The sequence below is a fragment of the Levilactobacillus tongjiangensis genome, assembly GCF_003946345.1.
Lineage (GTDB): Bacteria > Bacillota > Bacilli > Lactobacillales > Lactobacillaceae > Levilactobacillus > Levilactobacillus tongjiangensis.
Map to the genome: position 1 here is coordinate 14,672 of NZ_RHNY01000019.1, position 22,759 is coordinate 37,430.

The window sequence follows — 22,759 nt, forward strand, 5'->3', positions numbered from 1 at the left end:
GATACAATTCTACCACGATTCAGGGTTCAGCGGGTAAATAACTTGATGTTTTGATTGGAACTTTTTAGCCAGAGGCGTCTGGGTTGCGGATTATCAGGGGTTCCCGTATAATAAATCTTAATTGAATTAGAGATGGTTGAAGCGACTGCTTTCAAGAACGGCGTCCTCCTTGGGTTGGGGGGACCGTTTTTGGCGGTCGCTTTTTGTTTGCTTACGGGCAAACGGACTAAGTTTACTCACCTGGTCGACAGGCTACCAGGTCGCTATTTAAGCGTTGGAAGACTATGCTGAGTGAAGGATTCAGCAATTATTGACTAAACTGACTGATTAAATTAAAGGAGGCTACTCGTGGAACTATTAAAAGATTTAACTTTGATTCTATTGGCAACGACCGTGGTGGGCCACTACTGTACGCGGATTGGCATTCCCGCCGTTATCGGGCAATTACTAGTGGGGGTTCTGGTGGGGCCAGCGATGTTAGGCTGGATTACCTTGTCGCATTCATTGGAAAGCTTTGCGGAAATCGGGGTCATTATCCTGATGTTCATTGCCGGGTTGGAAAGTGACCTCCAACTGCTGAAACGGTATTTGAAACCCAGTGTGCTGGTCGCGTTGATGGGCGTATTGATTCCCGTCGTGGGCACTTATTTGGTGGGGATGTTCTATAACCTGGGGACCACGGAGAGTTTGTTTATCAGCGTGATTTTTGCTGCAACCTCCGTCTCAATTTCTGTCGAAGTGCTGAAGGAAATGAACGCCCTCAACAGTCGTGAAGGAACCACCATTCTGGGCGCGGCGGTGGTGGATGATGTGTTGGCCGTTGTGATTTTGAGTGTGTTGGTCAGTACGACTGGAACCGCCGTTGGTGAAAGTGCCGCTCAATCCAGCAGCCTCTTATTGACGACGATTGAACAAATCATTTACTTCGCGGCCATATACTTTGTCGTTCGTTGGCTAGCGCCTTACATGGCTAAAATTGGTGATCGATTGATGATTCCGATGGGCGCCACGTTGATGGCCATTATTTTATGTTTTGGGATGGCCTACGTTGCCGAACTGGTTGGGTTGAGTGACGTGGTGGGGGCGTTCTTCGCCGGTATCGCCATTTCACAGACCACAGCGCGGTCGACGGTTGACCGGCACATCGAACCGGTGGGGTACGCCCTCTTTATCCCGGTCTTCTTCGTCAGCATTGGGTTAAACATGGACTTCCACGGTCTGGGCAAACAAATCGGGTTTATCGCCGTCCTGACCATCGTGGCGGTTCTGACCAAACTGGTTGGTGCCGGGGCAGGCGCCAAAATCGCCGGCTTCTCATTAGGAAGTTCCACAGCAGTTGGTGCCGGAATGGTTTCCCGAGGCGAAATGGCGTTGATTATCGCGCAAATTGGGTATCAGGCCAAACTGATGTCACCAGTCCGGTATTCCGCTATCGTCGCGGCTATCATTGTCGCAACCTTGTTGGCCCCGTTCCTGTTGCGGTGGGCGATGGACCACGTGCGGCGCGGCCAAGTCGACCGTTCCAAGGTTCGACCTGCAGAATAGGCTTAGTGTTCACCTATGGTTGCCAGGGTGATGGCCCGCTGTGGGGACCGGCGTGAACCATAGTGCGGTCTCACGCCTCGACTGGAAGCCTCGGTAAACCGCTGAGGCTCCCAGCTCGTCCCACGCTGTAAGCTAGCTGTGAGACGCTAGCTAACACCGTCGACACGGCCAGCCACCATCCTGGCATCCTCCGGCTATGGTTTGTCGCAACCTATTCTTTGACTTGTGTGGTCAGTGAGTAGTAATGATAGGCTTAAATCTAAAAACGGTCCTCACCCCGGCACATAGCCGTTGGTGAGGACCGTTTCTTTGTAAAACTGATTTTTTTCGTGAAAATGGGTGACAAATTCGGTTCCAATTTCGTTAGTAAGGGTAGGGACTAGTCGAGACCCCATTCCATTTGTCCAGAGAAATAGGGCTTGTTGTTGAGTTGGTAATTGGTCCAAGAAGCCGCGGCATCGTAGGTATCGTCGATTGGCAGGTAGTTTTGCTTGCTAGTGCCTAATTGCTTAATCGTTAAACGGTAGTGGTGCTTACTGATTTTTTTGTCGGCGAAGCCCTTGAGTGGCGTCTTGTAATCGAGGGTGTAGGTCTTACCCTTTTTGGTCAGCTTCGTCACTTTAACGCTGTCGAGTGGCTTCTTATTCATGAACGTGAGGTTACTGACATCGGTCGATGGATTGAGCCAGTTGGCATCGTATTTTTTAAGCTGGGACTTGCTATAAGTTTGTAAATAATTATCCAGCGTCAGCACGAGGCCTGGTTGGTAAACACGGGTGCGGCCTATCTTATAGCCCGTTCCCTTGAGTAACAGCTGTGTGCGAACGGGGGCCTTCAATGTCTTGACGCGTTTGAAATTGGCAGTACTGAGCCGAATCTTTTTTGGACTGTATTTTAAGTTCTTGATCTTAGCATAATGAACTGCGCCCAGAGTGAAGGTCGCGTATTCCTTAAAGTTCTTGCCAACTTGCTTGGTATCGACCGTGCTAATGGCCAACAATTGATTCTTTTTAACGTAGACGGTTCGGTAACCGGCCTTGGTCTTTAACTTAGCCCCGATGGTCATGGCCTTCTTGGTCCGAACGTACGTCGTGAACGGTAAATCCTTGGTCTTGGTTGCCGCAGAAGCTCCGGTGACGCTACCGCCAACAGCGAGCAATGTGACGGCTAAAGCCAATCCCCATTTATGTAATCCAGTCATAAAAATCCCCTCCTGCGTTCAGGATACACCCTTCGTCTTGAAATGAACACCGCTAGCTTTATGGAAGCGGGGGTGCCGCCAGCCAGTGCCAGTGAGGGCCTCCCGCTGTGGGGCACGTCTGCGGCCTGAGGAGCGGTCCTCCGACTTGGTTTGAAGCCTTCTTCAAAACCCGAACAAGTCTCCAAACACATCCCATGGTGTAGATTCGGGGATTCCGCCAGCCAGTGCCAGTGAGGGCCCCCGCTGTGGGGACCGTCTGCGGCCTGAGGAACGGTCCTTCGACTTGGTTTGAAGCCTTATTAAAGCCCAAATAAGTCTTCAAACACATCCCATGCTGTAGATTCGGGAAAGTCCGCCCGAATTAACACCATCGACACTGCGGGAACCCTCACTGGCACTGACTGGCTACGGTAGTCCATCGACGTTACATGGCGATTACGGCACGAATATTAGTTGGGTGACACATGGCTGAGATTGGTTTCGTAAGACTGGTGAGAATGACTTACTTGAGTCGGCCTTTCACTTGAACTGGAAAGATGAATGTATGTGACATTTCGACCTCAGGGCTTTTCTGCCAACGATAGCGGACAAATTGCTGAATAGAATACACATAATGTATCGGATAGACAGGTCAAGTAGCCGGAAGAGGTTGGGGACAATGCTCGCTGTGACGGTGGCGTTAGGGCGAGTGGGTTGCTCGTTCTTAGGCCACGGGACGAGCTTGGAAACTTGCGGGTTGGGCAAAGTTTCAAGTCGAGGGGGAAGACCGCGCTGTGGCTTCCCCCGGTCCCCACAGCGAGGGTTGCCTCCGACCTCTGGAGGCGGCAATCCATCCTATCTATCCTTAGGATAATAAAAAAAGTGCCCAGGTAATCAAGCCTGGACACCAGAAAATTCATTTAGAAATGCCGTTCCTTCTTCTGATCAGCCGTCCGCTTTGCCAATGGGCGTCGCCACTCGACGGTGACCCACAGGAAGGCGAAGATGATGAAGCTGGCCGCACTGATGAGCGCACCGACCTTTAAGCCCGGTGTTCGGTACGTCAACGTCACGTGATTCTTGCCTGGTTGCAACGGCAAGGCAATCATTCCATCGTAATTGCGAATGATAGGGACACCGATCGCGCATGCATGGCCGACTGTACCTTGACCGGTTGACCATTCACGGTAGCTGACCAGCCTGGCGTCTTGGGGATGGCGAGGTACAGCATGGATTTTTGCTTGGTACCGGTCACGTCACCAGACAACCAGGAGACCCCACTATTTTTACGGAGCTTGAAGCGGTTCTGCTTCAGCTGGGTGACTAGTGAGGCGTAACGCGACTGGCTTAGTGAAACGAACTGGTTACTGTAGCCCGCCGCGGGTTCCTGCGTAATGTAGCTGATCTTCAAAGTTTGGCCTTTGGTGAACTGACCAAGTCGGAAGATGTAACGGTAACCATCGGCGTTGATCATCGGTTTGGCACTCTTGCCGTTGACCTTCAAGCTGGAGTAAACCAGCGTGTTAGACGGTGAATAACCGTGTAATAGACCGGTCGCATTGACCCGAACCGTGAACGTCTGCAGGTAGCGCGGACCCGGAATGTAGGTCTTATCGGGAATGCTATTGACCTCGGCTACCTTGGCTCGCCGGGTGGCGACACTCTTAACCGTCACGGGGTCGAGCGTGTCGCGTTTCGCACCCAGGGCGTTTAACACGCGTTGCTGGTTATAGAAGGCGGATTGGTCATTCAGCTGGAGGTCGGTCAGTGCTTTAGGGACGGCAAAACCGATGCCAGCATAGGCACTCAACTTGGTGACGGGATGGGGGTTACCGGCATTTAACCGGTACTTCACGCCCAACAGCGTATCTGTCAAATGCGTATACCCCTGAGTGCTGATTCGGCGAACGTTGGCGCTAAAGTAGCCTAAATCGTGTTGGAAAACCCGCGATTGTTCCATCAACGTTGAACTGTACAGGCTCACGCCGGGATAGTCGAACATGATGGCATCGTTGTAGTGGTTGTAAGCACCACTGTAAGCTTGGCCAATTTCGGAATGTTGATAGTCGATGCGGTGAAGATTGGCCTTGGCACGGTTGGCGTGGACTTTATTTAAAATGGCCGCGTCCTGTTTAAATGCTTTTTCGAATTTCGTTTGTGAGCCAAAGTTGATGCCCTGCGTGCCCGCGTAGAAATTACTACCAAGTTCGACCGATAGGAGTAGTCCCAGTAGGCCGATTCGAATTGGTCGCCACTCACTGATGAACAGCAACATGGTATTTAGAAGCAAGAGCCCCAGCGCCAACCAGAGCAAATGAAATTGTGGTTGACTGTGTAGGTAGAGGTCGTTGTTGTAACTAGGTAAGAAGCGTGCCCAGATGCGGGGAATGACTTGCGCCGATAGAAAGCCAATCGTCAACAGGCCCATGCCCCAGACTAAAGCGAGCACCTTTTGAGGGTCGTTCATAGTCTGAGCTGGCCGCGTCTGCCAAGCACGGTAGGCCGTCGTTAACGCCAGAAATGTGAAGAAGAAGACGTTTCTGAACGGAAAGCCGGCTGGTTGCTGGAACATGTGCCAGATGGTATTGAAGAGGGTCACAAATAGGCTCAATCCCATGGCAATCAACAGCCACATGGTCCGGCGTTTTTCCACCGCACGAATGCGTGGGGACACGAAGTAGACGATGAGCAACAGGAACATCAGCGTTCCCATAAAGACGGACGGTGCGTGGTACAGGTGGGATTGGTAGTTGCCAGTCAGGGGACCGAACTGGGCCATGACTTCCGGCCCGAAGAGTGGTGTTGGCAGGTAATTGGCCACGAACATGGCGTTTTTCCCAGTTAATAACATGCCCATTGCCGTTGGAATCAGGACAATCATGGACATCCCGCCGGCTAACAACGAGCCAATCAAGAATTGCCGAATAGCAGCTAAGTGCATGTGCCAAACGTCTTTAAACGGGGTTGGGTTGGGTTGATGTTCAATAATTAAATAGATAAAGTACATGACGGAGAAGAGACAGGTCATGTAGCCTAAGTAATAGTTACAGATGATAGTGGCGGTTAGGCTGATGGTGTAAAGGCCGTAGCGGTGACGGCTAACGATCCGGTGAAGGCCCAATGCAACCAGTGGTAACCAGATTAAGGCGTCGAGCCACATCATGTCGTAGAAATACATCGCCACGAAGCCACAGAGACTGAAGGCCGTGGAGAATAGCAGCATGGACCAGCCGCTGCGCAAGAAGGCGTGGCGGAGGAAGACGGCCATACTGAGGCCAATCGTACTAATTTTTAAAATGATGATCCAAGTGATGGCGGTCGGTAGGTGCACCGCCGAAAATAGGAAGATCAATAGGTTGAACGGACTGATGACGTAATAGGTCAGCAACGGCAAGATGCCGCTACCGGTTCCCAGTGAAAATGAAAATAGGTGGAATTGTCCGGTTAAAATCGTGTGTCGTAAATTCTCGAGAATGGGGATGTATTGTGCGCCCATATCGCTAAATAATAGGTTCCGGTGACCAAACGGTGTGATTTTTAGTTCAAAGAAAACCACGCACATGATGATCAGCGGCAGTAAAAATGCTCCCCCATACACCCAGCGGCTAACGCGTAGTTCAGCTAGAGTGTGACGTTGTTGCTTCATGAAAACCCCTCCGTTGATGACGAACAAAATGTCTGACCTTAATAGGATACCATGCAGACTACTTTGTTAAAAGTCTACCTCACTTTAAGGTAAGTTCCGTAGTCGATGACCGAATCTTCGAAAAAATTTAGCGTTTGGTAAAGCAAACAACTTAAGGTTGCGTTATTGTTAAGCAGGTACACTATAACTTCAGACTGCCAAGTAGTAGATTGTAGCCACTGAGTCTCTGGGATGTCAGGGGATGGGGTGCGGTGAGCAGCTGGGTTGAAAGGCTGCCAATGTATCTAATTAAAGTCTAACTATTCCGCGTGATGCAATGATTGCGTGAGTCCCCTAATTGACGTATCGTTAGGAATGAATACTATCAGAAAGTTTTTTTGCTAAGTAACTGAAGGGTGAAAGATGAAATACGTACCTCGTCCCAATGTTGGTAAGAATTCGTGCAGTTAAATTGACCGCGCTCCGGCGGCCAGGGATTCCGCCTGCTGTGGGGACGCTTCAGACTGGAAGAACACCAGTCTTCTCGCTCGCTTTGAAGCCACGAAGAACACGTGTCTCCAAAGTCGCCCGTGCTGTAAGCTGGCTGAAAAAATCGCCAGCTAACACCACTTTCACGGCCGGCTCCATCCCTGGCCGCCTCCGGCTCTGATTGTGTTTTTCCACGACAATAGTCTGGAAATGTGAATACCTAGAGTTTTCGGTCGAATTGACAACGACTGTTTCAATCGTTACGCTCGGTCGTCTAAGAACACTGTGTAGGCCGAGAAGTTGGCGGACATGGCTCAGGCGGCGTTTAGATACTTTCAACCTTCAGCTAGGTAATTTGCTGACGGATTTTATCATTTCACCGAGTTATAAATTTGGTTCATCAAGCTAAAAGATACGAGGAGATTAAATTGGCCATTTTGAGCCGGAGGTTAGCAGGAACTGTGCAGTGTCGAGAGTCTTAGTGGAGGGATTTTCTCCGCTTAGAGTCTGGGTCGAGCTTGGAAACTCACGGTTTGGGTGAGGTTTCAAGTCGCCACTGAAGACTCGTGGGTTTCGAGGCTTCAGTGGTGGCCCCACAGTGCGGGTCCTACTAACCGCAGGCGGCCAAACAACGACAATATCAGAATTTTAAAGGAGGAATGCCCGTTGAGTAGCACAGCCAAGGTATTAGTTGTAGAAGATGAGAAAGAACTGTCCGCGGACATTGTTGAATTAATTAAACCGATTTGTGAAACAACCACCGCATTTGATGGTGAACAGGGAGAATTTTTAGCCAGTCAGGGTGTATTTGACGCCATTATTCTGGACCTGATGTTGCCCGGCGAAAGTGGCTTGGACCTGCTGCTGCACATCCGCAACAAAGGGGTGAGCACGCCGGTTCTGATTTTAACGGCCAAGGACACGATTGCCGATAAGTTGCGGGGCTTCAACGACGGCGCAGATGATTACGTGACCAAGCCATTTCACCGGGAGGAACTATTAGCTCGGATGAAGGCGCTGTTGAAACGAACGGGCCACTTAAACAGTAGTGATGTCATTAGCCTGGGACAGCTGGAAATCAATACTAGCAAGCACCTGGCAACCTTTGATGGTGAACCATTGACCTTAAAGGGTCGGGAATTTGATCTGTTGGCCTATTTGGTAGCCAATCCCGGGACCATTATCACGAAAGAACAGATTTTTAACCGACTGTGGGGCTTTGACTCTGAGACTAGTCTGTCCGTGGTTGAAGTTTATATGAGTAATTTACGTAAGGAACTCAAGCACGCCGGCAGTGACCTGTCGTTGCGGACTATCCGGAACGCGGGGTATATTGTGGAGGCCCCCGATGAGCAATAAAGTTAATCGCGCTCAACAGTGGCGGTTATTTTGGAGCAATTTCATTGGCTTTTCCATTATCTTTCTGTTGCTGGGTATCATTGTGTTTGTGCTGTTTCGGCAGACTATCTTGACCAGTACCGACCAAGCGCTGCGGGTCGAGCGAAGTGCTCGGCTGGCTGGTCCGCCACGGCAAAATGTGACGCAACCCTTTGGGCAGGACGAATCACAAGACAAAGAACTAGCGCGGCCACATCATTCGATTCACCCGTTCATGACGACCACCCTGATTTTTAACAATGAGGGGCAAGTGATGAACAAGTCACAACTGGGGTCGCGGTACGATACGCTCAAAAACATTACGTTAGACACGACTGCAGTGGGCAAAATTCGGTCAATTTTGGTTAAGGGCAAGTATAATTTTCGGACGCTCTTGGTCAAGGTGCCCAAGAGTAACGTGGATAAGTCCGTGGCCGGACGCTACCTGTTGATCATGGAAAACATTGACCCCCAGAAGGCCGCTATGCATAGCTTTACTAAGGTCATGTTGATTACGATGGGGGTATTCTGGCTCCTGTCGATTGCCATGAGTATTTGGATGTCACGGCTGACTATGCGGCCAATTCTCAAGTCGTGGGGCCGGCAGACCGAGTTTGTGGGCAATGCTGCCCATGAGTTGCGGACGCCACTCACGATTATTCAAAATAAATTGGAACTACTGCTGACGAAGCCAAACGATAAAATTATTGATCAGGCAGAGAGCATTGCGGTGGCTAACAGTGAAAGTCAACGCCTTCAAAAGCTGACGCAGGACTTACTGGCGTTGGCACGGTCTGATTCCAATACGGTCCAGACAAACTTTGAGAGCACCCAAGTCGCAAACTTTTTGGCGTACACGGTCGAACCGTATACGGAAATTGCGGCTAGCCAAGGTAAGCAGCTAGAACTGGCACCGGTCGAGGACTTTACCGCGACGATGGATCAAAATTTGATTCACCAGTTAATGAATATTTTGATCGATAACGCGATGAAGTACTCACCGCAGGGCAGCACGATTACGGTATCGGCGAAATTGACCGGCCGGAAGTGGCAACTCGTGGTCACTGATCAGGGTATCGGGATTAAAGCGAACGAACGGCAACGTATCTTTGACCGGTTCTACCGGGTCGATTCTTCTCGGAGCCGCCAAACTGGTGGTAACGGGTTGGGATTGTCGATTGCAAACTGGATTGTCAGCCTGCATCACGGGAATATTGCGGTTAAGGCTAACAGTCCGCAGGGAAGCCAGTTTGTGACGACCCTGCCGCTGAATGCCTCAACTGGGCTCAACCGTCATGATAAATCTAAAGACTAGCCTGGCCGGCTTCGGCCGCCAGGGAGGGGCACGCTGTGGGAACCGCCTGCGGCCTGAGAAGCGGTCCTCCGGCTCGATTTGAAACCTTGCCCAACCCGCAAGTTTCCAAACTCGTCCCGTGCTGTAAGCCCCGGGCCAAATCACCCGTGACTAACACCACCGACACGGCGAGCCCCTCCCTGGCAACCGAAGGCTACCGTTGCGATTGTTAGTGAAGGTGGTTTTAACTGCCATGATGGTTGTGATGGTGCTTTGGAAGTCGTAGACGCTGGACAGAGCTTTTCATCGGTGGTCGATTCAGTGACTCGCCAGATTAGTGAATAAATTCAACAAATTTTTTTAGCGGATTTATCCGGGTAGAATCACTTGAAAATTGAATAGAGGTTTCTGCGAATTTTTACGAATTCGTTGATGTTATTAGGCTCAGTGATGGTTATCCCTCGTTCTAGATGTCAATCGGGAGGTGATGACCGTCACTGAGCCTTTTTATGGCCTTTATGAAACCCCAAAAATGTTATTTATATTAACGGAATAAAGGCGTAAACTAGGGTGGCAGTAACTGGTTATGCCACAAACAAATACATAACAAAAATATTTTCATTTTAAAAATTTAGGTGGTGATTTAGAGCGGGTTGCTTTCTAGGCGGTTCATCGGCCTAGAAAGTTGGCGGTACCGGATGCTTGATAGATGTTCGATCACAAATTGACTAATGAATGAACTGCTTTCTTATTTTGACACGTTGCTAAGCTTTTTCGGGTGTATGTACATAAAGAGAAGAATCAGATAGACACTGCCCAGCATTCTGGGCAATTTGTGTAACCGTCAATACGGCTATGAATCGGCTGGGACTTTTCGGTCAGTTCGACAAGACCAAGCATCAATCATTGAGAAATAAATATTTCTATAATCTAAGGAGATAATTTAGATGAAAAAAACCATTCAAATCGCTGCTGGGACAGCTGCTATTTTAGCAGGAACCGCTTTAAGCAGCGGATTAGTTGCTCATGCGGATTCAACAGCACCTGTCAGTAGTGGTGCTACGCAATCACAAGCAGTTTCAGATGAACTTGAATCAACAAGTCGAGGCTTCTCAAGAGGTCCAGGATGCTAAAACTGCCGTTACAACAGCCCAAAACGCAACTGCCGGCGCGCAAAAGACGGTTGACGATACCAACAGTCAAATTACGACTGATAAGGATGCTGTCGATAAGGCTAACCAAGCCGTTACTGATGCAAATTCTAAGGTTGATCAAGCAACTAAGGATCAAGAAGCAGCGAATGGGGCCGTTGATACTGCGACGGCGGGCGTTACTGGACCACAGAGTACGGTTAATGACGACCAAACTGCTGTTAATACTGCAATCCAAAACAGCCAGGCAGGCCAAGACACTGTTGACGCTGCGCAACAAGGGGTTACTGATGCAACGAGTGCTGCTGCCGCTGCACAACAATCTTTGGCTGATGCTAAGACGACGGCTGGGAATGCAACTGCCGGGAGTATCGCAGACCTAAACACACAGATTTCAGCTCAAGAAACTAAATTGGCCACTGATACTGCCACCGCTAAGAATACGTCGGATGTTGACATCCCAGCTCAACAGGCTAAGGTTACCACGGCAACTGCTAGTACCGCGGCTGCTAGTACCGCCGCTGCTAGCTCAGCTGCTGCGGTTAAAACGGCGCAAGATGCCCAAACCGAAGCTGCTACTTCGGCGGATTCCGCTGCCCAAGTAGTGACAGATAAGCAATCGGCATTGTCTGATTACAACAAAAGTTTAGCGGCTGCAAATGCATCGCTTGCCGCTGCTAATGTTACATCTGCTGCAGCAAGTACAGCTCTTTCGAATGCGTCCAGTGCAGCAGCTGATGCTTCTACCGCTGCAGTCGATAAAGAAGCTGCGGTTTCTGTTGCCAAGACGGCAGTAGACAAGGCAGCAGCTGATCAACAGACTCTTAAAGATACGGTAAACCAGACGGCGGCTTCACTGACTAGTATGACCGGTAACGCGATTACATTACCAGCCGGGTTGACGTTGGACGCCCTCAAGGAATATGTTGCTGCTACAAGTGGTGATGCAACGAGTGAAGCTGCAGCTTCAGCAGCGGCCACTTTGGATGCAATTGCCAGTGCTGGGTTAGGCCTTGATGGCAATCAATATCAGACGAATGCTAGTGCTGCCGATGTGACCTATACTAATGCTGCTTCGCTGACGGATGCTCAGTATCAGGATCTAGCAAAGTACACGGCAACCCTGATCAATCAGGTTCGGGAATTAATTGGTGAACCAAAGGTAACGATTACGACGACGATGATGTCCTTTGCTAAGGAAATTGCCGCAAAGTACGATACGGATAACTGGAATATTTATAATGAGAATGGTCACGATGTGCCAGCTATTGAAGCAGTTGCTGGGGAATATGGTTTGGCGGCAACTGATAACTATTATGAAAATATTGGTGCAAACACAACTTTAAGTACCGCTAAAACTTTGGACGATATCAGAAGTGGTATTTACTTTACAATTACCCATATGCTGTTTGATGATGCTAGTTCTGGATTTGGCCATTTGATAGGGTTAGCAGGCTATGATTCTCTAAATGAGTACACAACGCAATACTTTGGGATGGCCTTAGATGGTATGGGACAAGTCCACTTTGAAACGGTTACGGATAGTCCTTCTTACATTAGGGACGCAACCAAGTTTGATACGTCAGCTAGTGCAGTCATTGCCAACCCAGACACGAGTATCAGGACATCATACTCCGAAGAAATGCGGACGACACTTAATAATCAACAAGCAGGATTAGCTAAAGCTGTGGCCGCCACAGCAACTGCACAAGCTACTGAGGATGCCGCTGTTGCAGATGCAGCTAGCGTTGAAGCTGCAATCGACAAAGCTAATGCCGACGTTATTGCTAAGCAGGCGGATGTAACAGCTGCTAATAAATCCGTGACTGATGCCACTGCAGCAGTATCCGATGCACAAGACATGGTAGACCAAGTAACTCAGAGTATCAAAGATGCCCAGGTCAACGCACAGTCAATGCAGGCCAACTTAGCGACTGCTAACACCAACTTGTCAACTGCACAAGATAATGCCAAGAATTCAGCCGAAGCATTGACTGCTGCCCAAACTGCTGAAGCAGCTGAGAAGACAGCCTTAACCAACCTACAAAGTGATTTAGCTGATCAAACTAAGACAGTCACAAATGATCAAGCTGTTCTGGATGGCCTCAACTCAACCTTGAAGGATTACAATTCAGCAGCGTCAATCGTTGCTGATGCCCAGAAAGCCGCAGACGACGCTACTGCTGCCGTTGCCCCTGCCCAAGAGAAACTGACTGCGGCCAATACGGCGCAAGAACCACTGGCACAGGCGTTAGCTGATGCGAAGGCACAATTAGCTAAGGATCAACCTAGCTTGGATGCTGCTAACCAGGCAGTTAAGGATGCACAGTCTAAGGCAGACGCTGCCACCGCTGCACTTAATGACGCTAACCAAGCTGTTACCGATGCTGGTAAAGTTTTGGATGCAGCTCAAAAGACTTTGTCTGACACTCAGGCTAAGTTACCAGCTGCTGAAGCTGTTCTTGCCAAAGCTCAGACAGCTCAAAAGGCCGCTGAGGATAACCTTGTGGCCGTCCGTCAGTCTGTCTTAGATAAACTGATTGCCGCTGGTCAGGATAACGGTGGTCAAACCGGGACGACGACACCAACCACGCCAGTTCAACCAGTTCAACCAGTTAACCCTGGCCAAACGACTGGCACGACGACTCCAGCAACGACTCCAGCAACGCCAACGACGACACCTAAGACAACGCCTAAGAAGACGGTCAAGACCACGAAGAAGTCTACTAAGAAGACGGCAACTAAGACGCCAGCCAAGACCAGCGCTAAGAAGGCCGGGACGACTACTTCACGGCAATTAGCCCAATACGGTCTTAGTGGCCAGACTGGCAAGAAGGCTACGTTGACGACGTCGCATTCTGCTGCCAACGGCGGAACCTCCGTCTTGGCATTTGCTGGGAACGCTGGTGGTCACGCCCTGAACGTGATTATTCCAGCAGTTACCCGTGCAGCAGACCAACTGACTGGTGAAACGGTGGCCCACGCGGCAACTAAGCCAGACACGACCACTACTAAGAAGTCGGCAATTGACAAGCAGACTGCTAAGAAGGCTGACACGACTAAGGCTAAGCCTGAAAAGAAGGCGAAGACCTCATCGAACACGTCAACCAGTACCAGCAAGCAGACGGCTTCACCCAAGGCTGACCAATCCTCCAGCAAGCAGGACAACAGTAAGCAAGTCACCACGATTGCCGGTGTGGTTGTGTTGATTGCTGCGGCCTTTGCCGGGTTCTTCGCGCTCATGCGTCGTCGCCGGAACCAAGACTAGTCACGAGATACTATCATTAACAGAAAGTAGGAAACAGTTCGGATGAAAAAGCTTTGGTTAACTTTAGCGTTGGGTCTCACGGTGATCGGCGGTTTCTCGCTGATTACTGCGGCACCCGTCACCGCTCAAGCCGCTACGCAACGTACGGAGATTCCCAAGTCACTGCGCGGTCACTGGCGACTTTACGACAAAGGGTTCCGTCATTATGAAATGCAAATTTTCACGAAATGGGAATCCAAGAACACAACCGCTGGGTTTAAAATTCATTGGTTTACCATGTCGGGTAAGTCAAATAAGACGACGTCGACGCAAAGTCCGTTACAGCTTCAAAAAGTCGGTAAGGGTTACCGCGTTTCACCAAAAGGTGACCTGTACCCCAAAGACTGGGCAGTTTGGACCCGGGTCAAACACCACGGTAAGACGGCGCTCCACGCCACTTATCCGGGTGCTTTGGTTAAAACATCAGGTGCCTATTATTACCGGTACAAGTAAGGACTGGTAATGGCAACTGGTTAACTATCAGTTGCACCTAAGCGTTATAGACTTAAAACTAGTCTCACCCAGCCACCTGCGGCTGTCAGAGATTCCGCCTGCTGTGGGGAACGCCTCCGGCCTGAGAAGCGGTCCTTCGGCTCGGTTTGAAGCCTGGAAAACCACCAGTCTCCAAACACGTCCCACGCTGTAAGCCGAAAATCGGCTAACACCGTCGCCACAGCTGTCTCCACCTCTGACTGCCTCCGGTTAAACGAGTTTCTGGAAACTCAGCTAGCTTAGATACCTGAATGACAGCACTTACGCAATATTATTGGCACGCCACTAGGTAGCCGAGAGTGAGCCAAATTTGGACTCAGCCGTGGGATTTTTAAGTGATTTTCTTGAAAATGGCGACTTGAAGACGTGTTTTGCGGCTTCAAGCGAGGGACAAGACCGCTTTTTGGCTTGTCCCGTCCTTCCCACCGCGTTCCAGTCCAAAGTTGGCGAACGGTAAGGCAGCAATTTTCCACTATGTCTGACTAAACACCAATACCCAATCCTGGTTGTATCAGGAACAGTGGGTGTTTCAGTCCTTTCAACCATTAGTTAGGAATAAACGCAAAGAGGGGTTCCTTGGTGCCCCCCCTTTTTGCGTGCCGTGAAGCCTGTCGTTAAGGCACTGGAAAAAGTTTCAATACCCGAACATGTATGGTAAGATTTGACTTATGAGAAGTGTCTGCGTATAAGGAGCCTTTAGAGATGTTAACTATCCGTGATATTGCCGCTAAGGCTGGTGTGTCGGTATCGACAGCCTCACGTGCATTAAATAATAATCCCCGGATCAGTCAAGCGACCCGGGAGCGTATTCAAGCTTTGGCCGATGCGGAAGGGTATTTGCCAAACTATAACGCTAAAAATCTAACGGCGGGGGAAGCTAACGCGGTGGGCGTGGTTTTTCCAACCGCCAATCACACGTTGCCCGAGAACCCGTTCTACATTGACCTATTGCGGGGCATTAACGCCCAGTTGGTTCAGCGTCAATACGTGTTATCTGTTGCCATCAGTAAGACCCCAGAGGACCTGCTGAAGAACGTGAAGTCGATGGTCGCGCAGGGAAAAATTAAACGGTTCATTTTGTTCTACGCGCAAGCCGATGACCCCATCACGAACTTTCTACGGCAACACAAGCTGCGGTTCGTGACGATTGGCCATCCCGCCGATCACGCCGAGGACTTTTTCGTGGACAACGATAACCTACAGGCCGGTATCGGTGGGGCGACCTACCTGCTCGACCAGTTGGCCGTCAAGCACCCAGTCTTCGTGGAATCCGAACATGATTGGGGCTACGAGCAGCAACGTCGGGAAGGCTACGAACGCGTGACCGCTGAGTTTAACGTGGAACCCTTGACGTGCAAGTTGGGTGAGTTGAACCGGGTGCGGCTCTTTATCAAACAGCACCCTGAAATCGACGGCATCATGGCCACCGATGACTACAACGCCATTGAGTTCTACCGCTTATTGCGTGAACAGTACGATATCAGTCGGTTCCCCGTCGTCAGTTTTAACCACTCGCTACCGGATGGCCTGACGGATGCCGACCTTCATTCGGTGGATCTATTCCCAGAAAAGATGGGGTCCGCCACGGTGGCCTTGTTGTTTAGTGACCGTGAACCATTGGAGTCACCGACCCCTGGTCAAATAAAAATTCCGTACGAAATTAAATAAATTGTGAGGGCTCGCACAACTGGTGCTAAATCCAGTTGGCGAGCCTTTTTAACTGTCAACGTTTTCAAAGTGAGCGAACAAAAGTCAAAAAAAGTTTTGCGCAAACGGTTGCATTAAAATGAAAGCGGTGCCATAATGTATCTCGTAAAGTCATTTAGCTATTATTTAAAGTTAGTTTGAGGAGGTTTTCGTTATGTCAGACGTTGCAGCTTCAGAAGACACGTCAGCGGCCGCTGCGAAAAAGAAAAACGGCTTGCCGACGTTGCCTGCTAGTACCATTTGGATGATCAACTTTGGTTTCTTAGGGGTGCAAACAGCCTTTACGTTACAAAGTTCTCAAATGAGTCGGATTTTCCAAACCATTGGGGCGGACCCCAACAGTTTAGGGTGGTTCTTCATTTTGCCACCATTGGCCGGCTTAATTGTGCAACCGATTGTCGGATATTATTCCGATAGAACCTGGGCACCTAAATTTGGTGGTCGGCGGTTACCTTATCTGTTGTTAGGAACGATTGTTGCGGTCATTGTGATGTGTCTGCTGCCAAACTCAGGAAGTATGGGCTTTGGTTACGCATCACTGGCGGCCTTGCTGTTTGGGGCCATTACCGTGGCCTTCCTAGACTTGTCATCTAACGTTGCGATGCAACCGTTCAAGATGATGGTTGGGGATATGGTCAACGATGATCAGAAGAGTTACGCTTACGGGATTCAAAGTTTCCTGTCCAACACGGGTGCCGTTTTAGCCGCCATCTTGCCATTCTTGTTTGCCGCAATTGGAATCGCTAACACGGCTTCCAAAGGGGTTGTGCCAGCTACGGTTAAGGTTGCCTTCTACGTTGGGGCGATTCTGTTAGTCATCACCAGTTTGTTCACCATCTTCCGGGTCCACGAATACGATCCAGATACCTATGCCAAGTACCATGGTATCCAAAAGGAAGATAACGAAAAAGGTGGGAACTGGTTTGCATTACTGAAGTCCGCACCCAAGGTTTTCTGGACCGTTACCTTAGTTCAATTCTTCTGCTGGGTCGCCTTCCAATACTTGTGGACTTACTCCGCTGGGGCCATTGCTTCCAACGTTTGGCACACTACGAACGCCGCATCTGCTGGCTACCAGGCTGCTGGTAACTGGTACGGGGTGTTAGCCGCTGTGCAGTCCATTGCCGCTGTTGTTTGGTCATACGTTTTGGCTAAGTTGCCTAACAGCATTCACAAGTTAGGTTACGCCGGCAGTTTGGGATTAGGCGCTCTCGGATTCTTATCTGTCTTCTTCATCCACAACCAATACGCTTTGATTGCTTCATTCGTCTTAGTTGGGATTGCTTGGGCTGCGATGAACACTTACCCACTGACCATGGTTACCAACGCTTTGTCCGGTGCCCACATGGGGACTTACCTGGGCTTGTTCAACGGTTCCATCTGCTTGCCACAAATCGTGGCTTCTCTGGCCAGCTTCGCACTGTTCCCACTGCTTGGTGGTGCCCAAGCCAACATGTTCTTGTTGGGTGGGGTCATCATGGCAATCGGTGCATTCTCAGTCATGAGTATCAAGGAAACCTACCGCGCATAACCGCTAGAAAATGACGGCTAGAAATGAGTGGAAATTACGCCCTGAGAGGTAGATTGATCAGCGATTTCCAAATTCCAAGTCCAGTCATTGGTGATGGGCAGCCATCATTGTTATGCTTGATTAAAAGAAAACCAACGTTAACGTCAACTAGCTCAAGGTTAATTAGTTGGGGTTAACGTTTGGCTATATCAGAGTTAATTACTGAGTTTTAAAAATCATTTCGTTGACTAGTTGTCATGACGTTCAGTTTAGTCGGAGGAGGACAAGTATGGAGCCTGTGTCGGTGTTGTTAGTCAGGGTTTTGTCCTGGCTTACAACACGGCCGAGCTTGGAAACTCACGGGTTAGGTGAGGTTTCAAGTCGCCCTGAAGACTCGGTTTTAGAGGCTTCAGGTTTGCCCCACAGCGCAGTACTTGTCATCCGCAGGCGAACCAACGTCAGACCATCTAGTCCAATGTAGATAAAGGAGAAATGTTGACCATGAAACGAATTTTTGAGGTACAGCCATGGAACGTCATTACCCATACATTTGACCCCAAAGACAAGCGCCTCCAGGAATCCATGACCAGTTTAGGGAATGAATACATGGGGATGCGTGGTGACTTTGAAGAAGGTTACAGTGGTGACTCCCTGCAAGGAATCTATCTGGGCGGTGTCTGGTACCCTGACAAGACCCGAGTTGGTTGGTGGAAGAACGGCTATCCTAAGTACTTTGGGAAAGTTGTGAACGCTGTCAATTTCATCAAGTTACCAATCGAAATTAATGGTGAAGCTATCGACTTGGCCAAGGATAAGATCAGCGACTTCGTCTTGGACCTGGACATGAAGCAGGCCGTCTTAAACCGGTCCTTCGTTGTTGAACGGGGTGATGTGCGGGTAGCCTTTAAATTTGAACGCTTCCTGAGTGTCAGCCAACAAGAACTTTCCGTTCAACGGGTAAGCGTTAAGAACTTGAGCGCGGACAGCGTGGACGTGACCATCAAGCCAAGTATCGACGCCGACGTGAAGAACGAAGAAGCCAACTATGACGAACGGTTCTGGGATGTGCTGGATGCCGACCAACAGGTCGAAAGCGGCAGTATCGTTGCTAAGACGACGCCTAATCCATTTGGGACGCCACAGTTCACTTCCGGCATGGAAATGCGGATGGTCACTGAGCTGAACGCCGTAAACGTTGCGCAGCCTAATGACAAGGAAGTTGTCACGGCCTTCAACGGTAAGCTGGCTCCTCAAGCTGAAACGACGCTGGAAAAGCGGGTCATCGTGGTCACCTCACGTGATTATGACACGCAAGAAAAACTGACCGCTGCCATGCATGACCTCAGTGACAAAGTCGCTAAGGAAAGCTACGCAGAATTGCTCAACGCTCACACCGCTATCTGGGCTGACCGTTGGGAAAAGTCTGACGTGGTCATCAAGGGTGACGACGAGTCGCAACAAGGAATTCGTTTCAACCTGTTCCAACTCTTCTCCACTTACTATGGCAAGGATTCTCGCCTGAACATTGGGCCAAAAGGGTTCACCGGCGAGAAATACGGTGGTGCCACTTACTGGGATACCGAAGCCTTCGCTGTTCCCGTTTACTTGGGAATCACGAACCCCGAAGTAACGCGCAACTTGTTGATGTACCGCTACAAGCAACTTGATGGGGCCTACGTCAACGCCAAGGAACAGGGCTTGAATGGGGCACTCTTCCCAATGGTGACGTTCGACGGGATCGAATGCCATAACGAATGGGAAATTACCTTTGAAGAAATTCACCGGAATGGCGACATTGCTTTTGCCATTTACAATTACACGCGTTACACCGGCGATACTAGCTACGTGCTGCATGAAGGTGCTAAGGTCCTCAGCGAAATTTCTCGCTTCTGGGCTGACCGGGTCCACTTCAGCAAGCGGAATCAGAAGTACATGATCCACGGGGTTACCGGTGCCGACGAGTATGAAAACAACGTTGATAACAACTGGGACACGAACATGTTGGCTCAGTGGACGTTGAAATACACGTTGGAAATCTTGGGCAAGGTCGACCAGGAAACGGCTAAGAAGTTGGCCATTTCTGATGAAGAAAAGGCTAAGTGGCAAGACATTGTTAAGCGGATGTACCTGCCGTACGACAAGGATTTGAACATTTTCGTCCAACACGACGGCTTCTTGGACAAGGATATTGAACCAGTTAGCTCAATTCCAGCCGACCAACGGCCAATTAACCAACACTGGTCATGGGATAAGATTCTGCGTTCGCCTTACATCAAGCAAGGGGATGTGCTGCAAGGAATCTGGGACTTCATTGACGATTACACGCCAGAACAAAAGAAGTCTAACTTTGATTTCTACGAACCACTGACGGTTCACGAATCCAGTCTGTCACCAGCCATTCACTCCGTCTTGGCTTCCGACCTAGGTTACAAGGACAAGGCCGTAGAGCTTTATTCACGGACGGCGCGGCTGGACTTGGACAACTACAACAATGACACCACGGATGGGCTGCACATCACGGCCATGACCGGTGGTTGGATTGCTGTGGTTCAAGGGTTCGCTGGTATGCGGGTTCGCAATGGTCAGCTGCACTACGCACCATTCCTGCCAAAGACTTGGACGAGTTACACGTTCCGTCAGGTCTTCCATGGCCGGCTGGTCGAAGTCAGCGTGCACGCTGACGGGCCACACTTCAAGCTGATTAGCGGTGATCCTCTGACCATCGATGTCGCTGGTGAAAGTGTTGAACTGAAGTAAGCTGGTTTTGAGCTGTGGTGAAGCTTGGCCGCCTGCGGCCGCCAGGGACTGCGCTGTGGGGCGACCCTGGGGAGCCAAAGTGCGGTCTCCCCAGGCGCCTGAAAACCTCGCCCAATCCGCGAGTTTCCCAGGTCGGCCCATGTTCTAAGCGGGAAAGAATCACTCCGCTAAGAACATCGACACAGCGCAGTCCCTGGCGTCCTCCGGCTAAGTGTTGCTCACTGAATTGCTGTGAGGGCGTTCAGCACTGACACTGCAATTAAACTGTATCTAAATGAAGTGGTCGCCTGACTTGTTAGTTGGGTGGCTGCTTTTTGTGTTTAACCCTCTGCGGCCGCCAGGGATTACGCTGTGGGGCGGCCCATGTTCTAAGCGGAAAGAATCATTCCGCTAAGAACATCGACACAGCGCAGTCCCTGGCGACCTCCGGCTAAGCGTTGCACACCGGGTTACTGGTGGGTGCGTTCAGCACTGACACTGCAATTAAACTGTATGTAAATGAAGTGGTCATCTGACTTGTTAGTTGGGTGGCTGCTTTTTGTGTTTAACCCTCTGCGGCCGCCAGGGATTACGCTGTGGGGCGGCCCTCGGGAGCCAAAGTGCGGTCTCCCCAGGCGCCTGAAAACCTCGCCCAATCCGCGAGTTTCCCAGGTCGGCCCATGTTCTAAGCGGAAAGAATCACTCCGCTAAGAACATCGACACAGCGCAGTCCCTGGCGTCCTCCGGCTAAGTGTTGCTCACTGAATTGCTGTGAGGGCGTTCAGCACTGACACTGCAATTAAACTGTATCTAAATGAAGTGGTCGCCTGACTTGTTAGTCGGGTGGCTGCTTTTTGTGTTTAACCCTCTGCGGCCGCCAGGGATTACGCTGTGGGGCGCTCTTGGGAGCCAAAGTGCGGTCTCCCAAGGCGCCTGAGAACCTCGCCCAATCCGCGAGTTTCCCAGGACGGCCCATGTTCTAAGCGGAAAGAATCATTCCGCTAAGAACATCGACACAGCGCAGCCCCTGGCGTCCTCCGACTAAGCGTTACTCACTGAATTGCCTGTGGGTGCGTTCAGCACTGACACTGCAACTAAACTGTATGTAAAAGTGTAGATAAACGAAAACGACCACCCAGCTGAGATGTTGGGTGGTCGTTTTTTGTTTGGAAATTCGAAGTTAGCTGAGGTGATACGACAACTAACACTGATGGAAATTTCGTCGCATTTGAGTTAAACGCAAATGTAGCTGTAGGTTGATGGGAATGGTGGCCGCAGTGTCGACAACGTAAGCTGGTTGGCCAGCTTACGTTGTGGGGCGAGCTTGGAAACGGGCGGGTTGGGCCCGGTTTCAAGTCGAGGAGAAAGACCGCTCTTTGGCTTTCTCCGGCCCCCACAGCGGCCCCCCATTCCCGACAGCCGGAGGCGGCAATCTAACTAAGTATTTGTTAGAAATCTTGCGGCAAATTCTGTTGTTGCTGTGATTTGGTCTTAACTAGGGGCGCATCATCCTGCCAGTAGGTAAGCCACTCGCCACTGGTCGTCAGGCTTTCCAACTCCAGTTGATTTTTAACCAGGAGGTCCTGCTCCAGCCGGTCCTTAAAAGTGGTGATCAGTTGTTGGGTCACCTGTAAGTTCTGGGCCAAATCAGTGCCACCCAAGTTAGTGAGGTCATCACGGAATTGGTCACGGATTTCCTCTTCGATTTGACGCAGTTGGCGCTCAATCTGACGTGCTAATTTTGGTTGATTGTTTACGTCGAAGGCCATTGCTGGACTGATGCCAACGAATTGGGCGTTGATTTTAGGTGTATCAATACCATAAGGTGTCTGGGCGCCATTGCCGAAGACATCGAAAGCCCGGATAACTGTTAAAACTTCTGCCATTTGAGGTGTACTCCTTTTTGTTAAACGTCATAAATTCAGTGTACGGCATAGAAAAACCCACGTCAAACGGAGCCGCGGACAGCGTTTGACGTGGGTTGCTTTGAGTTAAATTAGAAAAGCGGGTGCTTACCAGCTAGCCTTCTGAACGCCAGGAATCTTACCCTCGTGGGCGAGTTGCCGGAAGTTTAGCCGTGAGAGCCCAAACTTACGCATGTAGGCGTGAGGCCGACCATCTAAATGGTCACGGTGGTGCATCCGAGTGGGGGAAGCATCTCGAGGAAGCAGAGCTAATGCTGCGTAGTCGCCAGCGGCCTTGAGTTTGGCTCGCCGTTCAGCATAGCGTTCGACAGTGGCTTCAATGCGTTTTGCTTTTGCAATTTTGGATTTCTTTGCCATGAATAGATGAGGCTCCTTTACTATTAAATGATAATAATTACGCTTTACCAATCTATCATAGGGC

The 22,759-nt window shown here is 50.1% G+C and carries 13 protein-coding genes; 8 read left to right on the plus strand and 5 right to left on the minus strand.

Annotated features, from left to right (window positions below):
* The first annotated feature begins 348 nt into the window (after positions 1 to 348).
* Complete coding sequence (locus tag EKM75_RS10610; RefSeq protein WP_125694459.1) at positions 349 to 1,545, plus strand: cation:proton antiporter; 1,197 nt, start codon at positions 349 to 351, stop codon at positions 1,543 to 1,545.
* A 379-nt stretch (positions 1,546 to 1,924) separates the two neighbouring features.
* On the opposite strand, the gene EKM75_RS10615 is transcribed toward EKM75_RS10610, so the two are convergent.
* From EKM75_RS10615 to EKM75_RS10620, 3 genes are all read right to left on the minus strand, one after another.
* Positions 1,925 to 2,746 carry a hypothetical protein gene (locus EKM75_RS10615; RefSeq protein ID WP_225426710.1) on the minus strand — a complete coding sequence of 274 codons (822 nt, stop codon included), beginning with the start codon at positions 2,744 to 2,746 and terminating at the stop codon, positions 1,925 to 1,927.
* Positions 2,747 to 3,645: 899 nt separating this feature from the next.
* Entirely contained in the window at positions 3,646 to 3,825 is a 180-nt protein-coding gene (locus tag EKM75_RS13025) for a YfhO family protein (protein WP_263853497.1), read from the minus strand.
* A gap of 5 nt (positions 3,826 to 3,830) precedes the next feature.
* A complete protein-coding gene (locus tag EKM75_RS10620; RefSeq protein WP_263853498.1) occupies positions 3,831 to 6,371 on the minus strand; it encodes a YfhO family protein in 2,541 nt (846 codons plus the stop codon).
* A 1,134-nt stretch (positions 6,372 to 7,505) separates the two neighbouring features.
* On the opposite strand from EKM75_RS10620, the gene EKM75_RS10625 reads away from it, so the two are divergent.
* From EKM75_RS10625 to EKM75_RS10655, 7 genes are all read left to right on the plus strand, one after another.
* Positions 7,506 to 8,198: a response regulator transcription factor gene (locus tag EKM75_RS10625; protein WP_125694461.1), complete on the plus strand. Its 693-nt coding sequence runs from the start codon at positions 7,506 to 7,508 to the stop codon at positions 8,196 to 8,198.
* Positions 8,188 to 9,531, plus strand: coding sequence for a sensor histidine kinase (locus EKM75_RS10630; protein WP_125694463.1), 1,344 nt, complete (start codon positions 8,188 to 8,190; stop codon positions 9,529 to 9,531). The genes EKM75_RS10625 and EKM75_RS10630 overlap by 11 nt, the downstream gene beginning before the upstream one ends.
* A 1,005-nt stretch (positions 9,532 to 10,536) precedes the next feature.
* Positions 10,537 to 13,929, plus strand: a complete 3,393-nt coding sequence (locus tag EKM75_RS10635; RefSeq protein WP_125694465.1) for an SEC10/PgrA surface exclusion domain-containing protein — start codon at positions 10,537 to 10,539, stop codon at positions 13,927 to 13,929.
* A gap of 42 nt (positions 13,930 to 13,971) precedes the next feature.
* Positions 13,972 to 14,421, plus strand: coding sequence for a hypothetical protein (locus EKM75_RS10640; RefSeq protein WP_125694467.1), 450 nt, complete (start codon positions 13,972 to 13,974; stop codon positions 14,419 to 14,421).
* Positions 14,422 to 15,162: 741 nt separating this feature from the next.
* Positions 15,163 to 16,128, plus strand: a complete 966-nt coding sequence (locus EKM75_RS10645) for a LacI family DNA-binding transcriptional regulator (protein WP_125694469.1) — start codon at positions 15,163 to 15,165, stop codon at positions 16,126 to 16,128.
* A gap of 193 nt (positions 16,129 to 16,321) precedes the next feature.
* A complete protein-coding gene (locus tag EKM75_RS10650; protein ID WP_125694471.1) occupies positions 16,322 to 17,698 on the plus strand; it encodes an SLC45 family MFS transporter in 1,377 nt (458 codons plus the stop codon).
* A gap of 480 nt (positions 17,699 to 18,178) precedes the next feature.
* Entirely contained in the window at positions 18,179 to 20,434 is a 2,256-nt protein-coding gene (locus EKM75_RS10655) for a glycoside hydrolase family 65 protein (RefSeq protein ID WP_125694473.1), read from the plus strand.
* A gap of 1,427 nt (positions 20,435 to 21,861) precedes the next feature.
* Here EKM75_RS10655 and EKM75_RS10660 read toward each other — a convergent pair.
* A complete protein-coding gene (locus tag EKM75_RS10660; RefSeq protein WP_125681454.1) occupies positions 21,862 to 22,299 on the minus strand; it encodes a hypothetical protein in 438 nt (145 codons plus the stop codon).
* 126 nt (positions 22,300 to 22,425) lie between these two features.
* Positions 22,426 to 22,695 (minus strand): 30S ribosomal protein S14, encoded by a 270-nt coding sequence (gene rpsN, locus EKM75_RS10665; RefSeq protein ID WP_125694475.1) that lies wholly within the window; start codon positions 22,693 to 22,695, stop codon positions 22,426 to 22,428.
* Positions 22,696 to 22,759 lie beyond the last annotated feature (64 nt).

Coding starts and splice junctions, on each gene's coding strand:
- EKM75_RS10650 (WP_125694471.1), top strand. CDS start 16,322: ATGTCAGACGTTGCAGCTTCAGAAGACACGTCAGCGGCCGCTGCGAAA.
- EKM75_RS10640 (WP_125694467.1), top strand. CDS start 13,972: ATGAAAAAGCTTTGGTTAACTTTAGCGTTGGGTCTCACGGTGATCGGC.
- EKM75_RS10615 (WP_225426710.1), bottom strand. CDS start 2,746: ATGACTGGATTACATAAATGGGGATTGGCTTTAGCCGTCACATTGCTC.
- EKM75_RS10660 (WP_125681454.1), bottom strand. CDS start 22,299: ATGGCAGAAGTTTTAACAGTTATCCGGGCTTTCGATGTCTTCGGCAAT.
- EKM75_RS10655 (WP_125694473.1), top strand. CDS start 18,179: ATGAAACGAATTTTTGAGGTACAGCCATGGAACGTCATTACCCATACA.
- EKM75_RS10645 (WP_125694469.1), top strand. CDS start 15,163: ATGTTAACTATCCGTGATATTGCCGCTAAGGCTGGTGTGTCGGTATCG.
- EKM75_RS10635 (WP_125694465.1), top strand. CDS start 10,537: ATGCGGATTCAACAGCACCTGTCAGTAGTGGTGCTACGCAATCACAAG.
- EKM75_RS10620 (WP_263853498.1), bottom strand. CDS start 6,371: ATGAAGCAACAACGTCACACTCTAGCTGAACTACGCGTTAGCCGCTGG.
- rpsN (WP_125694475.1), bottom strand. CDS start 22,695: ATGGCAAAGAAATCCAAAATTGCAAAAGCAAAACGCATTGAAGCCACT.
- EKM75_RS10630 (WP_125694463.1), top strand. CDS start 8,188: ATGAGCAATAAAGTTAATCGCGCTCAACAGTGGCGGTTATTTTGGAGC.